Annotated in this window: 21 protein-coding genes; 12 read left to right on the top strand and 9 right to left on the bottom strand. The window is 38.1% G+C overall.

The window, feature by feature from the left end; translation table 11 throughout:
• Window positions 1-44: 44 nt before the first annotated feature.
• The 5 genes from CVP04_RS04305 to CVP04_RS04285 all read right to left on the bottom strand — a co-directional run bounded on the left by CVP04_RS04305 (window position 45) and on the right by CVP04_RS04285 (window position 4,684).
• Complete coding sequence (locus CVP04_RS04305; protein WP_100296291.1) at window positions 45-269, bottom strand: Flp family type IVb pilin; 225 nt, start codon at window positions 267-269, stop codon at window positions 45-47.
• An 840-nt stretch (window positions 270-1,109) separates the two neighbouring features.
• On the bottom strand, window positions 1,110-2,111 hold the full coding sequence (gene purR / locus CVP04_RS04300; protein ID WP_100296290.1) for an HTH-type transcriptional repressor PurR: 1,002 nt from the start codon (window positions 2,109-2,111) through the stop codon (window positions 1,110-1,112).
• 587 nt (window positions 2,112-2,698) lie between these two features.
• A complete protein-coding gene (locus CVP04_RS04295) occupies window positions 2,699-3,475 on the bottom strand; it encodes a TIGR01619 family protein (protein WP_100296289.1) in 777 nt (258 codons plus the stop codon).
• A 10-nt stretch (window positions 3,476-3,485) separates the two neighbouring features.
• On the bottom strand, window positions 3,486-4,289 hold the full coding sequence (xthA, locus tag CVP04_RS04290; protein ID WP_100296288.1) for an exodeoxyribonuclease III: 804 nt from the start codon (window positions 4,287-4,289) through the stop codon (window positions 3,486-3,488).
• Between the two features lie 113 nt (window positions 4,290-4,402).
• A complete protein-coding gene (locus CVP04_RS04285; RefSeq protein ID WP_100296287.1) occupies window positions 4,403-4,684 on the bottom strand; it encodes a YcgL domain-containing protein in 282 nt (93 codons plus the stop codon).
• A gap of 106 nt (window positions 4,685-4,790) precedes the next feature.
• Here CVP04_RS04285 and minC point away from each other — a divergent pair, with 106 nt between their 5' ends.
• Complete coding sequence (gene minC, locus CVP04_RS04280; protein ID WP_100296286.1) at window positions 4,791-5,462, top strand: septum site-determining protein MinC; 672 nt, start codon at window positions 4,791-4,793, stop codon at window positions 5,460-5,462.
• 42 nt (window positions 5,463-5,504) lie between these two features.
• Here minC and CVP04_RS04275 read toward each other — a convergent pair whose 3' ends face one another.
• Entirely contained in the window at window positions 5,505-5,849 is a 345-nt protein-coding gene (locus CVP04_RS04275; protein WP_100296285.1) for a helix-turn-helix domain-containing protein, read from the bottom strand.
• A gap of 236 nt (window positions 5,850-6,085) precedes the next feature.
• Between CVP04_RS04275 and CVP04_RS04270 the strand changes: the two genes are divergently transcribed.
• Genes CVP04_RS04270 through CVP04_RS04240 form a run of 7 tightly spaced genes read left to right on the top strand, consistent with a single transcriptional unit; the run spans window position 6,086 to window position 12,045 of the window.
• Complete coding sequence (locus tag CVP04_RS04270; protein ID WP_100296284.1) at window positions 6,086-6,976, top strand: helix-turn-helix transcriptional regulator; 891 nt, start codon at window positions 6,086-6,088, stop codon at window positions 6,974-6,976.
• Window positions 6,977-7,004: 28 nt separating this feature from the next.
• The gene (locus tag CVP04_RS04265; RefSeq protein WP_100296283.1) at window positions 7,005-7,913 is read left to right on the top strand and encodes a GTPase; all 909 of its coding nucleotides are present in this window, start codon (window positions 7,005-7,007) and stop codon (window positions 7,911-7,913) included.
• 20 nt (window positions 7,914-7,933) lie between these two features.
• Entirely contained in the window at window positions 7,934-8,395 is a 462-nt protein-coding gene (locus tag CVP04_RS04260; RefSeq protein WP_100296282.1) for a hypothetical protein, read from the top strand.
• Window positions 8,382-10,103 (top strand): GTPase, encoded by a 1,722-nt coding sequence (locus CVP04_RS04255; protein ID WP_100296281.1) that lies wholly within the window; start codon window positions 8,382-8,384, stop codon window positions 10,101-10,103. The genes CVP04_RS04260 and CVP04_RS04255 overlap by 14 nt, the downstream gene beginning before the upstream one ends.
• Window positions 10,104-10,112: 9 nt before the next feature.
• Window positions 10,113-11,612, top strand: coding sequence for a GTPase (locus CVP04_RS04250; protein ID WP_100296280.1), 1,500 nt, complete (start codon window positions 10,113-10,115; stop codon window positions 11,610-11,612).
• Window positions 11,605-11,856 (top strand): YkgJ family cysteine cluster protein, encoded by a 252-nt coding sequence (locus CVP04_RS04245; RefSeq protein WP_100296279.1) that lies wholly within the window; start codon window positions 11,605-11,607, stop codon window positions 11,854-11,856. Before CVP04_RS04250 ends, CVP04_RS04245 begins: the two co-directional genes overlap by 8 nt.
• Before the next feature lie 3 nt (window positions 11,857-11,859).
• Entirely contained in the window at window positions 11,860-12,045 is a 186-nt protein-coding gene (locus CVP04_RS04240) for a hypothetical protein (protein WP_100296278.1), read from the top strand.
• A 130-nt stretch (window positions 12,046-12,175) separates the two neighbouring features.
• Here CVP04_RS04240 and CVP04_RS04235 read toward each other — a convergent pair whose 3' ends face one another.
• Together CVP04_RS04235 and CVP04_RS04230 are read right to left on the bottom strand one after the other, a co-directional pair.
• Window positions 12,176-12,679, bottom strand: a complete 504-nt coding sequence (locus CVP04_RS04235; protein ID WP_100296277.1) for a GNAT family N-acetyltransferase — start codon at window positions 12,677-12,679, stop codon at window positions 12,176-12,178.
• 2 nt (window positions 12,680-12,681) lie between these two features.
• Entirely contained in the window at window positions 12,682-12,951 is a 270-nt protein-coding gene (locus tag CVP04_RS04230) for a type II toxin-antitoxin system TacA family antitoxin (protein WP_100296276.1), read from the bottom strand.
• A gap of 182 nt (window positions 12,952-13,133) precedes the next feature.
• Between CVP04_RS04230 and CVP04_RS04225 the strand changes: the two genes are divergently transcribed.
• The 3 genes from CVP04_RS04225 to CVP04_RS04215 all read left to right on the top strand — a co-directional run bounded on the left by CVP04_RS04225 (window position 13,134) and on the right by CVP04_RS04215 (window position 14,677).
• Window positions 13,134-13,793, top strand: a complete 660-nt coding sequence (locus CVP04_RS04225) for a HEPN domain-containing protein (protein ID WP_100296275.1) — start codon at window positions 13,134-13,136, stop codon at window positions 13,791-13,793.
• 100 nt (window positions 13,794-13,893) lie between these two features.
• Window positions 13,894-14,190 (top strand): AbrB/MazE/SpoVT family DNA-binding domain-containing protein, encoded by a 297-nt coding sequence (locus CVP04_RS04220; RefSeq protein WP_100296274.1) that lies wholly within the window; start codon window positions 13,894-13,896, stop codon window positions 14,188-14,190.
• Window positions 14,177-14,677, top strand: coding sequence for a GNAT family N-acetyltransferase (locus CVP04_RS04215; RefSeq protein ID WP_100296273.1), 501 nt, complete (start codon window positions 14,177-14,179; stop codon window positions 14,675-14,677). Before CVP04_RS04220 ends, CVP04_RS04215 begins: the two co-directional genes overlap by 14 nt.
• Window positions 14,678-14,720: 43 nt before the next feature.
• On the opposite strand, the gene asnC is transcribed toward CVP04_RS04215, so the two are convergent.
• Window positions 14,721-15,173 carry a transcriptional regulator AsnC gene (gene asnC / locus CVP04_RS04210; RefSeq protein WP_100296272.1) on the bottom strand — a complete coding sequence of 151 codons (453 nt, stop codon included), beginning with the start codon at window positions 15,171-15,173 and terminating at the stop codon, window positions 14,721-14,723.
• Between the two features lie 211 nt (window positions 15,174-15,384).
• On the opposite strand from asnC, the gene glnK reads away from it, so the two are divergent.
• The gene (gene glnK / locus CVP04_RS04205; protein ID WP_100296271.1) at window positions 15,385-15,723 is read left to right on the top strand and encodes a P-II family nitrogen regulator; all 339 of its coding nucleotides are present in this window, start codon (window positions 15,385-15,387) and stop codon (window positions 15,721-15,723) included.

Raw genomic sequence — 15,723 nt, 5'->3', positions numbered from 1 at the left:
ACCGGGGATATTAATTCTTAATCTTATGCAAGATTTAATTGTCTTTATTCTTCTTTTGGTGAGATGCTCTCCACTAAAGTATCGAATTTTGCAGATAATTTAGAGAGGAATGTACCATCGTCATTACCGAATACAGCGGTAATAAACACTGCTACGGCAACGGCGATCAAACCGTATTCGATAGCAGTTACACCTTTGCTATCTTGCATAAAATTACGAATTGTTTCACTTACATTAATATATGCTTTAGTTGTTAATTGGTTAAGCATAAATATCTCCTATAGTTGAGTTTGACAATATTAAAGAGTAATTACTAAATTTGATCATATGGAGCAAAACACACAATTAAATTTAAAATGTAAATTACTGTAATCATTTTTTGACTTATGTAAATATCAGTTATTTCCCTAAGTCGCGGCGCATTATAGATAAAAAAACAATCTTGTAAATACTATTCCATATAAAAATTAATAGTTTTTGTTAAAAAATAAACTTCATTTGAAGCATTTGTGATCTTTGTCACAATTTTTTAAATAGTAAAATAAAGCTGATTCGTTTTAGTAAAATTTAATTTTTAAGGTGTGATTGTTTTTTATTTTTGAGATTTTTATAAGTCTGGAAATATATTTTTATTGCTTTAACGGTTTAGTGAAAATAAATTTTAATTGTGCTTTAACGATTCAGGTTATTTATTTTTAAATTTATTTATGATTTTTAATTTGGTTAATTTTAAATAAATTATTGAAACTGTATTTTAATTTTATAAATATTTATTGTGAAAAGGTGTTTTGCTTTTTTTAATAATAAGTTGCGGAGTGGTTTTTTATTTTTATTGGTTTAATGTGAAAGTAATGCTTTATTTTTTTAAGAGGAATCAAGAATAAAAGTGCGGTGGTTTTTACGCAAGAAAATATAAAAAGAGGCGTTCTGTGCGTTTTATTTTATTGACAAAGTATATTTAAGTAGGATGGGCTTTAGCCCATCATATTGAAACTATTGGCTTTTTTTGAGGGGCTAAAGCCCATCCTACAAATAAAATACAATTTAAATTAGGTTTGTCAGCAATCTGGGACGCACTGAGTGCGTCCGATATGGAAAATTGGTATTGATTAACGTTTTTTCACGGATTTGCGGATCACTAATTCGGGATATAATTCGATAATATGATGCGAACCCGAATTATCGTTAATCCGTTCGAATAATAAATTCACCGCCTGCGCACCCAAACGGGATTTGGATTGGTGCACAGTGGTTAACGGCGGTGAGTAGAAACGGGAGGAGTGAATATTATCATAGCCGATAATCGAAATATCCTCCGGCACGCGCAAACCTTTTTCGCCGATCGCCGAAATTGCGCCCAGCGCCATTACGTCGTTACAACAGAACACGGCGGTCGGCAGTTTTTCTTGCGCGAGAATTTTGTTCATACATTCATAACCGTCCTCCGGCTCGAAAAAGCCTTCCATTACCCAGTCGGGATTAATGGAAAGTCCCGCTTCTTGCATTGCTTTGACAAAGCCTTCATAGCGGGTTTTCGCCGTGGTTTTGACCAATTCGCCGGCAATAATACCGATATCCGTGTGGCCGTTTTCGATTAAATGTTTGGTGGCGATATAGCCGCCTTCAAAACTGTTGTCTTGAATAATATCGGTGTGTTCGTTATTCGGGCCCCAATCCATTACCACCATCGGCAGATCGGTGAGATTCGCTAGTAAATCTAAAGAATCTTGCGCATATTCGGAACACATCACCAAAATGCCGTCCACGCGTTTTTTGGCGAGCATTTCGAGGTGGTTTTTAATTTTTTCCGGATTATTTTGCGTGTTACATAAAAACAGCGAATAACCTTGGCGATAACAATGTTCTTCCACGGCGTGAATAATTTCGGCGAAATAGGGTGCTTCGCTGGTGGTGACGATCATCCCGATGGATTTGGTCGTGTTCACTTTTAAGCTGCGTGCCACCGCACTCGGCGAATAATTTAATTCGCGAATGGCTTGTAAAACCAATTTTTCCGTTTCTTCCGCCACAAAGCGGGTTTTGTTGATAACGTGTGAGACGGTGGTCGTCGAAACGCCCGCCATTTTCGCAACATCTTTAATCGTTGCCATATTGTCCTCCAATAAATTTGCCGGCTATTATAAAGATTCGGCGGGCGGAGGTTAATACGCGAGACCGAAAAATTTGCGGAAGGTCACATATTTTGCCGAAAAAATGAAAATTATTTCTTTTTGTTGCAACTCTTGATAGAATGCCTTACCTTTTTAGTCAATTTTAGGAGAGTAGTATGGGCACTTTCGGCTATGCAATGTTAGTTGTCGTTTTAGCTTTAGGCGTGATCATCACCCTTGCATCATCAATTTTTTAATGTTTGATTTTAAACCGAATAAAAACAAAAACGCTTTTACGAAAGGGATCGTAAAAGCGTTTTTTCTTTAATGTTCATCCGATAGCGATTTACGGTCGGTATCGATTATATAAGAACGGAAGCGCTCGGTTATTGGCAAAGGGATTTGCGTATTCGAACGTAGGGCGTCCCAAACTGATGACAAAGTGCAACCAATCCCTTCTCCCGCAAGGGAAGAAAGGAAAATGATGATAAATGACTATATAGGTTTTCATCAACCTAGGAGGCGCTGTGTCCGTATTGTAAATCCAACAAATTAAGGGTTATCATCAGTCCGAACGGCTTTGATACTTAATTAATCTGCCGTTTTTCCGGTTGTAATTCTTGGGTTTCCCAACCGATATATTCGCCTTCGAATTGATTCGCCGCTTGTTCGAAATGTTCGACGAAAGTGAAAATGTCCGGCGTGTCCAAGGTGATTTCTTGTTCTAGTTTCACGATAAACATTTCTTCATCTTCATCAATCGGAAACGCTTCTTCGCTGTGTTTTAGATCGCTGACGGGAATATCCGTCGAGTGAATATAATCTAAAAAGCCGTACATTGATTCTTCATCACTAAAATGAAAGTTGTGTTCAAGCGCGTAAATATCCGCCAGATTGCGTCCGTTTTGCTGCAACATTTCTAATAATTCGTCTGTAGCGTTAATTTTAACTTCCAACGGCGAAGGCAGTAGAAAATCAAAATAAGTTTCCCAATGAGGATCCTCTTGCACATCAATCTGCTCGACTTGCGGAAATTGCTGCAATACCTCTAATAACGCGCTGCTGTCTTGGCAATAAAAATGCAATTTTACCTGATTATCGGAAACCATATAACCGGCGTAAAGCAAATCGGGCAGGGTAGCTAATAATCCGGTGATTTTCACCAAATCTTTGGTAATGCGTTGATAGGTTTTTTCCGACGGAAAGCCGTTTTCTTCGCCGCGATAAGGCAGAGAAAATTGGGCGATTTTGTCTTGCGTCACACCTTCGTCATATTTTTCGCACAACGCCCAGTTCACCGCAAAAATCGCCGGTTTTTCATTGATTACCGAGCGATAATGTTGCCAATGTTGATCTAAATCCATCGTCTCATCCTTATTTAAATTCCGCCCAAATCGGCGCGTGATCGGAGGGTTTTTCCATCGCGCGAATATCCAACGCAATGCCGGTGTCAATGCAGCGCGCGGCGAGCGCTTGATTCGCTAAAATATGATCGATACGCAAACCGCGATTGTCATCAAACCCTTTCGAACGATAATCGAACCACGAAAATTTATCGTTCGCCGCCGGATTTAAGTGACGGAACGTATCCACCAAACCGTAATCATACAGGCGTTGATACCATTCGCGTTCTTCCGGTAAAAAAGAACATTTACCCGTGCGCAACCAGCGTTTACGGCTTTCTTCGCCGATGCCGATATCCAAATCGCTCGGACTGATATTCATATCGCCCATAATCACGATGGGATTGTCCGGCGAATGGTCGTGCTCTAAATAATGTTGTAAATCCGCATAAAATTTCGCTTTCGCCGGAAATTTCGTCGAGTGATCGCGACTTTCGCCTTGCGGAAAATAACCGTTAATGACGGTCAAGGTACCGAACGGCGTTTCCGATTCGGTCATAATAATGCGTTTTTGCGCATCTTGATCATCGGTCGGAAAGCCTTTGCGCACGGTTTTGGGTTCTTGCTTTAACAACATTGCCACGCCGTAATGTCCTTTTTGTCCGTGATGATAAACGTGATAACCCAAATGTTCCACCAACCCGTAAGGAAAATCCTCGTCCGCCACTTTAATTTCCTGCAAGCCCAAAATATCCGGACGATAGGTGTCGATAATCGCCTCAAGTTGATGCGGGCGAGCGCGTAATCCATTGATGTTAAAAGACATTATTTTCATATTTATTTATCGAATCCGTTAGCGTAATAAAATTATCGGGTATTATACCCGTATTCCGTTTATTTCAAAAATGCGAAAAAAATCACCGCACTTTTCCTTGATTGATTTGCCGATCAAGTGCGGTTGTTTTTTTGTGCGTTTTTGTGTTGCGCTAATAAATTTTCTTCCTGTTTCGGCATTTGTAAATAAAATCCTTGGGTTTGAATTTGCGCCGCCACTTCTTGATTTTTTGCCTGAATCAGCGGTTTTTCGCCGTTTAAATTAAACAACATCACAAAAATCGGCGTGCCGAACGCCTCGCGCAAAGCTTGCGGCACTTTGTCGAAATTATCGCGTTTTTCCACATAAAGATACATTCCGTCTTTTTTCCGACTTTTATAAATCGCACAGAGCATAATTTTGTCACCTATTTGTTTTTATTCGTTTTTTGTAAAAAGTATTTGATGATTTTACCGCAATTCTTTATGATCGAACCACTCTATTTTTATGCGGGAATCACTTATGGCACAAGATATTGTTGAACTTCGAACCGGACAATTTTCATCGGTTTTCCTCACATTAAACAGCGCCAGCTTAACCGTGATCAAACGCGCTTTAGTTAAAAAAGCCAAAAAATCGCCTACATTTTTTCAAAATATTGCCGTCATTTTACAATTCAACCCGTTGCTCGAAAAAATCAATTTACCTGCGCTCAAAGCCTTATTGGCGGAATTTAACATTCACATCATCGGCGTCAGCGATTGGCAAAATAATTTACAGAAAGAATTGATCCTCGCGGCGGACTTGCCTGTGCTGGGAAAGAGCGGTGATTTTTCCGACATTTTGCCCGAACCGCGTTATTTGCCGACCCAAGTGGTCGAAGGCAACGTCGAAGCCAATCAAGTAATCTATGCCAAAAACAGCGATTTGATTATTCACGGCAATGTGGAGGCGGGCGCGGAAGTTGCCGCCGAGGGCAATATTCATATTTACGGCAAACTGCGCGGACGCGCAATGGCGGGCGTGAATGCCAATTCCGGCTCGATTTATGCGCAACATTTGGATGCCGAATTTGTCGCCGTTAGCAGCCGATTTTTATCGCGCGATAAAATCCCGCAAGAATTTATGCAACGCGCCGTGCGAATTTTTGCCGAAAAAGAGAAATTAGCTTTTCGAATTTTAGGTGAGTATTAGAGGCGATTGCCATAAAACGGAATGGTGCGCCGATATGCGCGTTTAATTGTCGGTTCTCCATTTGATCAATCTTTCCGCCAAGGCTAAAAACTCCGCGCGCTCGTGGCTTTCCAACCGATCTAATAAACGCTCCAAACTTCTGGCTTGATCCATTGTACGATTACTGCTATCCGTCAACAAATCCGCCACATCACAATGAAAAATCTCCGACAATTCCACCAAACGCAACACCGTCGGCACGGTTTTCCCGCGCTCCATTCGAGAAATCGCATCATTGCTCATATCCAAAATTTCCGCTAATTGCGCTTGGGTCAACCCGCTGGCTTGACGATATTTCGCAATCGCCCGCCCGATGGTTTGCATAATTTGTTGCGTTTTGTCCGTCATTGCTTTTCCCCTTCGTTGAAAGAAAGATAATAAGCATTGACTTTTTTCCATAAATGGCTAATTATTCTTATATTAGACCGTAAAAGTCTAATTTAACTGATTTTTTTGTCGCCGCTTGTATAAAATCTGCCGAAAGACAATTTTTATAAAAAATTTTTTATCGCGACATAACCTGACGTGTAATCCGTTTACAATCTGATTAAAGTAATAGGAAATCAATTAACGGAAATCAAAAAATGAAAAAAAGCGAAGTATTAGCCAAACGCATCAGCACCATTTTAAACCGCTTAAATCAAGGATTACGCCTTGATATTAATGAGCTTGCCGGTGAATTTGATGTTTCCTTAAGAACGGTACAACGGGATTTTAACGAACGTTTAAGCTTTTTACATTGGGAAGAAGAAGGCTCGCGTTTTTACAAGCTAGACCGCCAAAAATCCGGCTTTTTAACCCACGAAGATATTCAATGTTTCGGACGATTTGTCGGCGTTTCCGATTTATTTCCCGAAAATGACCGCACTTTTTATCAAGAAAGCCTTTTGCAAAGCGTACAAATTAAAGGCGTGCAATTAGAAAAAATCGACGGCAGAGAAAAAGAATTTTCCCTGATTCAACAAGCCATCGGCGAACATCAACAAATCAGTTTCAGCTATTACAAACACAGCACGCAACAAAATAAATTCTACCAAATCGCCCCATACAGCCTCACTAACAAAAACGGCGTTTGGTATGTTATCGGCACGGATCACGACAAACAAAAAACCTTTTGTTTCACCCAAATCAGCAAACTGACATTAACCGGCGAAAGTTTCCAACCGAACGAAAAACTTCTCAAGGAAATCCAAAGCAACGACAGCTTATCCCACGGCAATCAAGTGGGCGAAGTGCTGGTGAAAGTCTCCGCCTACGCCGCACCTTATTTCCTACGCCGTAACTTATTACCGAATCAAAAATTGGTGCACAAAACCGAAAACGGCGAACTGATCCTCTCTTGCGCCAACATCAACGAACTCGACATCGTCCCGCTCGTGCAATACTGGATCCCGCATTTAACTATCATCAGCCCGGCGGAAATGCAGACGAGAATGGTGGAGAGGTTGCAGCAATATTTGGCGAATTTAAATTAACCTCAAATAATAAAACTAGGAGAAAAATATGGCATTACCTATTTCTACAGGCGCTTTTCTAGGTTCAGTTTTTGGACCTATAGGTTCAGTTATTGGGTCATCACTTGATGAATCTTTAAAAGCATTTGAACAAGATAAAAAACAGTTCATTAAGAATTATATTCCTGAACTGGAAACTCATTTTGATCGCTATCAGCAATTATGCCAATCAGATGATATCTGTATTGCTGCTGTGGGGGATTTTAACCACGGCAAAAGTTCTTTATTAAATGCTTTGATCAATCAAAAAGATTTTTTTAAAACCTCTGATCAACGAGAAACCACTGAAAATCAGACCTATACTGATGAAGAAAACAAAATTATCTGGTTGGATACTCCCGGATTAAATGCAGATCCTTCTGGTTCTGATGATAAAAAAGCAAATCAAGGTGCTTTTATCTATAGTGATATTCTTTTATTTGTACATAATTTATCAACAGGTGAACTTGATAATGCAGAGAAAGAATACTTAGAGGATGTAGTAAAAAATACCCCGACAGTAAAAAAAGTATTAGTTCTAACAAAATTAGATAAGTTCTCACAAAGTCAGCAACAAGAAGAAGTGATTAATAAGATCCAAGAGCAAATTCAAGGAATGCCATTAGATTTGTTTACGGTATCTGCTGACCGTTATTGGAAAGCTACCGAAAAGAATCAGCCTAAATTCGTTGAATTAAGTCAGATTAACGAACTTAAACAGTATCTTGTTGAATATGCGAATCAGTTAATTTCAGAAAGACCGCAATTAAGAGCGGACTTAAAAGTAGATCTGAAAGAGAAATTAAACCACATCTTGCTGACAGTTGAGGAAGAAATTCAACAAGAAAAAGCGAAGTTTAATTTTAATCGTCAAGAGTTTTTAACGCAATTAAACAAACATTTAAAAGCATTTAACTAATTATTACCGGAGAAAAAATTATGGCATTACCTTGGTTAATCGGTGCCGCCGTTGTAGCGGTTGGTGCAGCAGTTGCAAAATCAATCAGCGATGATAATGAGCGTGAAAGAGAAAATGCGAGAGAACGTGAGCGAGAAATTGAGCGAGATGCGGAACGCAGACGTGAGGAAGCTCGCCGTGAAGAAGCAAGACGAGAAGAAGCAAGACGAGAAGAAGCAAGACGAGAAGAAGCAAGACGAAGAGAAGCTGAGCAAAAGCGCTATCGAAATGCGGTGCAAAAACTCGAAATGTTTGTAAAAGATCATCAATTAAAGCTAACTGATAGTATGAAAGCTGATTTAGAGACAAATCAAGTTGGTAAAGTGCGAACAAAATTACTCGCAAACTGGGAAAAGAAAAATAACAACCCAACTCAAAAAGAGTTACAAGAGAAATACGACACTATTTCTGAATTAATTAGAGGATTAGATGATGAGCAATAATCAACTTCAACAGTTTTTTGAAAGTTTGGAAAATACACAAGCGACATTTATTCAGTTAAACGAGGAGGAAAATTTGCTGAAAGAGAAAATTCAAGCAATTCAAGAGGTGTTTTCCAAAACAATAAAAGCAGATCATCAGTTAAACAAGGAAAGTTTATTTGCGATCAAAATGAATGAGGTCAAAACTTCGCTAGAAGATGCATTTAAAAAATGGGAACACAAGATTAACGAAAGTTTGCCTATGAAAGCCCTTTCTGAATCTTATAAAGATAGAATTATTTTTCTGGTATTTGGTAAGGTGAATGCAGGTAAAAGCTCATTTATTAATAATGTGGTTGAAACTTATCAACGATTATTTCCAGATGAAACCGTTTCTCGCTTTTATCTAGATAAAGCAGGAGAAAAACAACCCTTTACAGAGGAAAAATTTGCCGAAGGTATGACGGAAACGACTGCTCAAATGCAAGGCGTTGAGCTAGGTAAACATTTTGTACTATTAGATTCGCCGGGTTTACATTCCGTTACAGAGGAAAATGGACATTTAACCCAAACCTTTTTGGACAGTGCCGATGCTGTATTATGGTTAACTTCCTCTGATTCACCGGGGCAAGTACAAGAGCTTGAAGAATTAAAATCTCAACTGGTAAAAGGTAAACCTTTATTCCCAGTTATTACACGCAGTGATGATAAAGAGGAAGATTGGGATGATGAAACAAATACATTAGTGGAACAGTTTGTTGATAAAACAGATGAAAATCGCAGATTACAAGAGCAAAATGTATATGATCGCTTGCGAGAAAAAATAAGTGAAGACGATATGAAACAACCTGTTTCTATTTCTGTCTTTACCTATAAACAGCATCAAAATCTTGAACGTTCCGGTTTAAATAGATTATTTACTCAACTGGGTGAGTTAATCGCTCAAGCTTGCGAATACAAAGGAAAAAAAGCTCAAGCTCAGTTGGATAATTTTATTCAAGATAATGTTGTGGCATTTTTTAAAGATCAACAAAAAAATGATTTAATGACATTAATCCGTGAGCTAAAACAAGAAATTGTTGCAAGCACAGCACGCTTAGCGGAAAATCAAAAGATGATTGCCAATACCATTTATCTTGATATTGATAGCCAAATCTTTTCCATTGTAAACAGACATAAAGACAGTGCTAACAAAGTTGCAATCATTGACGAAATAAGCCAAATTTTGCAAAAAATACTCACTGAAGAATTGGCGAAACGCACCGCAAAATTAGGTGCGACATTCAAGGAAATCACTGCTTCATTACAAGCAGATCATATCGATGATTTTGAAGCAGAGTTTGTTACTTATTCTCAAGTAAAAGGCTCCGTAGGTAAAAGCATTGCCACTTCTGGCGGTGCAGCTGCCGGTGCTGCAGGCGGTGCTTTTTTCGGTTCTGCTCTAGGACCTATCGGTACGATTGCAGGCGGTGCACTTGGCGGTCTTATAGGCGGTATCTTAGGTAGCAAAGGCGGTGATTATCTCGTTGAAACTGAAACAGTTAAAGAAAGAACCGGTTTTAGCACCGATAAATTAGAAAAAAGTATTCGCCGAGAACTTCGTTCTATTGTTGATAGCCTTGTTGATAAAACTATCAAAGAAACCTGTAGTCAGCTTAAGCCTGTAGAAACAATTTGCTCAAATATTGAAGAAGAAGCAAATCGTATTTTAACTCATTATCAAAGATAAGGAATAACAATGAAGCAAGCTTATTCTGAGATTTTAGATGAACTTAAACAGACCAAAGAAATTGTGAATAATCCTGAATTGCTTTCTGAAGTAGAAAAAAGAATGCAGGAAGAACAATTACAAGTGATGGTATATGGTGCTTATAATGCAGGGAAAAGTACTTTAATCAATGCACTGCAGGGAGAGGAGATTGCGAAAACAGGCGATATTCCAACTACAGACAGCGTTGATCGCTATCAATGGAATGATATTATTTTGCTTGATACACCGGGGGTTAATGCCCCCATTGCTCACGAAAATGTCACAATGGAGCAACTGCAAAGAACGGCAGTTGTTCTTTTTGTCATTCGTGATGGCGATATGGACTCTAAAGATATTTATCAGCGATTAATCGATCTGATTGGGCGTAAGAAAAAAGTTTTTATTATATTTAATAATAAACTCAATGAAGAAGAACGCCAAATTGCTGTAGAGCATATTAATAGTCTTCTTGCTAAAACATTAAAAGAGGCTAACCTTGAGTTATCTTATTTACAAGAGCTAGAAATTATTGCTATTAACTTAAAAACATCCCTCAAAGCTCGTTTAGAAGATAAAGCCCCTTTATTGGAAATATCTGGCTTCAATATTCTGATTGAATCACTAAAAAACTGGATTATTCAACAAAGTTCAGAGCAAGAAAAATTTAATCAATTTAAACACTATCTTTATGAAAATTGGTTTGATCCTAAATTACAAACCTTAAAAGCGCAACTATCCACTGGCAAACGCCAAGAAGTTGAACAGTTAGAGCGAGAAAAAGCTAATCTTCAACAAGAAAAAAACTTTTTAAAATTAGAGGTTGGACAAGAAATAAGAAACCAAGTTGTCAGCAATAAAAGAACCCTTTTAGAGTTATTCAGAACTGTCAATGATAGTGGGCAACTAGAAGCAGATATTGAACGTATTATTTATTCGATGAATAAAGCCATTGAAGACAAACTACAAATTCAATTAAGTGCTTTATCAAATAAATACACTATTGAACAACCACAAATGGAAAATAGTCCACTTTGGGATACGGCTGGCGATATTTTTAAAAAAGCCATTTCAGATAAAAATAATCTGACAGAGCTATTAAAAATTGGACGTTCGTTTAAAGTTCCACTTTTAAAAGGAAGATGGGAGAAAACATTAGGGCGTTGGGCAGGACGTGCGGCTATACTTTTGCAGACTGGAATTGCAATATGGGATGCTTATTCTTCTGCGAAAGAACAAGACGAATTAAACGATCAGCAACGCCAATATATGTTAGAACTGCATCAAGCAGTTGAACGTATTTGCAACGATTATCAAACTAATGCAATTACAGCAACTGATAAAGCGATTGATGAGATGTTTAATCCAAAACTTGATGAATTACAAAAACAAATTTTGGCTTATCAAGCAGAGGACAATAAATTAAGTAATGATTATATTGCTTTAGAACAAAGTAAGCATAATATTGAACGAATCAAGTGGTATGCATAAAACCTTCCCTTGCACTGCCTGTGGCAAATGTTGCCAACGAGTGAATAACAGTGAGCAAACCGCTTTTCTTGATCGGGGGGATGGGGTTTGTAAACATTTTGATATGGAAACTAAACTTTGTTCGATTTATGAGACAAGACCTTTAGTTTGCCGTGTTGAAGATTATTACAAAGCCCATTTGGCTCACTTGTATTCTTGGGATGATTTTGTTGAAATGAATATCCAAATTTGTAATAGGTTATAAATTATGCCAATTCCAAAACAACTTATCGAAACTTGTCCTAACTGTAATTGGAAAGCCGATTTTATTAACAAAACCGATTGCATTGTGGCAGTAAAAATTTGTCCGAAGTGCGGTGAAAAAACACAGATGAAAGCATTATCTGATTTTTCATTATTAGAACAACTGCAATTAAAACTTAAAAATTGGTAAGGAAAAATGATGACACAACAGAAATCTCTAATCACCCAATATCTCTTTCAAACAACATTGTGATATTGAAGATTTTCCGAGAATTTCTGTTTAAGAATACACCGCACTTTTATTGAAGTGCGGTGTTTTTTTATTGATTTAACACATTAAATACTGTCGATAACGGATAAAATAACATTGTTCTTCCGTTTATTTTTTCTTCAAATGCTCGAAAGCCGAAATGCTCATAAAATTGTTGCGCGTTGTCATCTTTGGCTGTAACAACGATAGCTGCTGTACCTAAACTATTCTTTTTCACGCGTTCTATGGCATCAAAAAGTAACACGGAACCTAACCCTTTACCTTGATGATTTTCATCAATGGCTAATCTGCCGATTAATGCGACAGGAAAAAGGTTATAGCGTAATTTTTGATAAATTTTCGCCGGTAGGACATTAATTGGAATGGCGGAAGAAGATAAGGTGTAATAGCCAATAACATTTTTGTCTTCTGTAGCGAGAACATAACATTTGGCAAGATTGCGTTTGATGTCTTGGGAAACTAAGCGAGCAAAATAATTTGTGAGTTCCGCTGATGTGCTTTTAAAGCTTTTTTTATTAAATTCAGCGGATAATTCATCAATAAGATATTGCATTATTAATTTGCCTTAATCAGTAGCTTATGGCGTTCTTCCGCTTTTTTCATCGCCTTATTCGGCTCGTTAGGTTGATTTAATGCTTGTAAAAAACGTTCCTGATCGGCTAAGGAAAGTTTAATCATCGAATATTCTTCAATGGTTTTTTTGGCTTCCGCATATAAAGATGCGGCAACAAAATCGGTAATTGTTCTGCCGGTAATTTGTGCGGCTTGTTTAACCATTTCGTAAATTTCCGGTTTTAGTCGGGTTTCTAATCTTGCTACGCTCATTGGGATTTCCTTCTTATATGTAATTTATTACATAATTTACGGCAATTTGCCGTTAATTTCAAGGCGATCTTTGTTTTGTCTATTTTTCACGTTATAACGACATATCTTTTAGGCTTTCTTGTATCTCAAGAAAGAATCTGACAAAATAAACCTATTGAGCAAACTATTTTACGGAACAAACTATGACGACCCTAACCGCCCAATCTCTCCAAACCTACTTTAAACAACATCGTGATATTGAAGGCTTTTCCGAGAATTTCTGTTTAAGAATACACCGCACTTTAAGTTGGTTAAAGAAAGCGGAAAAGGCGGAAGATTTAGATACGAAATTTATCGCCCTTTGGATTGCGTTTAATGCGGCTTATGCTCGTGAGTTGGATCAGGTAAAAGATCGGGCGGTATTTAATGAATTTTTATTACGAATTTGTGCTTTGGATGAAGATAAGCGGATCTATGATTTAATTTGGAAACAGTTTCCTCAATCAATCCGTTTGTTGTTGGGTAATCAATTCGTGTTCCAAGATTTTTGGGATTTTCATAACGGCAAGATTTCGGAAAAAGCCTATAAACTGGCGGAAATGCGCAATCGCGAGCGTTGTTTGTCCGCGTTGGAAAAGCAAAAAACCGAATGGATTTTAGAGGTGATGTTTTCTCGTTTATATACGTTGCGTAATCAAATTTTACACGGCGGTGCAACCTTTGATAGCTCGGTTAATCGTGAGCAGTTGCGCGACGGGTGCAATATTCTTGCTTTGCTTGTACCGGCGATGGTGGAAATTATGCTGAAAAACCACAACGAAATCGACTGGGGCAAGCCGTTTTATCCGGTGGTGAAAGATTAAGAAAAAATACCGCACTTTTGCCGAAGTGCGGTCTTTTTATTTGCATTTTCTAAATGAGTTTCTATAATAATGTATCTACAAAAAGATATACGAGGTTTATATGTTAGAAACTTTAATTTTGAGTAAATGGGGAAATAGTATGGCAGTACGTTTTCCAAAATCTATTTTGGCGAAATTTAATCTTGCCGAAGGAGATCGTTTGCAAATTGTTTCTTCGCCTGATAATTCCAAACTGATTTTAGAGCCGATTAGAGAAACGATGCTTGGTGAAGAAAAAATTCTTACACCAAGAGATTGGCAATTAATTTTAGATTTATTAGATAATCCGCCTAAACCGACGGAACGCTTATTAAAAGCCGCTCAAGCTTTGCGGGAAAACGATAATGAATTGGCGTGAAGAACCTTTAAATAAAGGGCATAATCGAACATCATTTGATTGTGGAAATGATGATCTTAACCATTTTTTGCGACATTATGCGCGGCAGTCGCACAGTAAAAATACGTCTAAGACCTATGTTGCGATTGATGATCAAACCGATGGTATTATCGGTTTTTATACTATTACATTAGGTTCGGTTTCGCCGAAATCCGCTCCGATAGAATTTTCTCGTCGTTTTGGCGGACATTCATTGCCTTTATTTACCCTTGCTCGTCTTGCGGTGGATAAGAAATATCAAGGAAAAGGATTGGGCGGGCAATTATTACTGAAAGCTGCGAAACGTTGTTTTGCCGTTTCGGCACAGGTCGGCGGAATAGGATTATTTATTGAAGCGAAAAATCAAGACGGCGCAAATTGGTATCGATTATTCGGCGGGGTGCCGTTAATTGATGAACCTTGCGCGTTAATTTTGCCTTTTTCGTCATTAAACGCGGTTTTAAAATAACCCGAAAAACCACCGCACTTTTGCTTAAGTGCGGTATGTTTTTTTATATTTTTATATTACGACGAATCGGATTTTGCATTGAGACTAAGGTTTCGGTGGATTGGATTTCGTCGATCGCTTGAATTTTTCGGGTTAACACTTGGTGTAATTCTTCCATACTGTGGGTCATCACTTTAATGAAAATACCGTAAGTTCCCGTCGTGTAATAGGCTTCAATCACTTCATCGATACTTTCTAATTGTTTAATTACACCGCCGTAATCTTTGGCACGTTTTAAGGTGATGCCGATAAAACTGCACACGTCGAAACCTAATTTACGCTCGTCTAATTTAATCGTCATTTCTTGAATAACGCCGGCTTGGCGTAGTTTTTCAATGCGAATATGAATGGTTCCCGTACTGACGTTAAACATTTTCGCCATTTCCGCATAGGATTTTTTTACATCGCTGCTCAGGACTTCAAGAATTTGTCGGTCTAAGACGTCAATATTTTGCATAATCAATCCTTTATTTAATAAAAATTGCCTTTGTTTAGAATATGTTTTGATTTTATATTAAAAAAATATAAAAAATCAAACAAATTTTCTATTTACTTAGAAAATATTTAGTGATATTGTTATTTCGACATCGGATGATAGTCAATTTTCGGGAAAAGATTATCGAATCGATAATCGGAGAAATCGAGTTGGGCAATAAGAGGAGTTCGTAATGAAATTAGTCACGGCAATTATTAAACCTTTTCGTCTGGATGATGTGCGCGATGCGCTGTCGGATATCGGTATTCAAGGGATTACCGTTACCGAAGTAAAAGGTTTCGGCAGACAAAAAGGGCACACCGAGTTGTATCGCGGGGCGGAATATATGGTGGATTTTCTGCCTAAAGTCAAAATTGATATTGCGTTAAGCGATGATCGCGTGGATGACGTTATCGACGCAATTTGTCGCGTGGCAAGAACGGGGCATATCGGCGACGGAAAAATCTTTGTGAAACCGTTGGAACGCGTGGTGCGAATTCGTACCGGCGAAACGGACGACGAAGCGGTTTAA

Source organism: Caviibacterium pharyngocola, from assembly GCF_002795405.1.
GTDB classification, from domain to species: domain Bacteria; phylum Pseudomonadota; class Gammaproteobacteria; order Enterobacterales; family Pasteurellaceae; genus Caviibacterium; species Caviibacterium pharyngocola.
The sequence above is the reverse complement of the archived record's forward strand: the minus strand, read 5'-3'. Positions and strand labels throughout refer to the sequence as shown.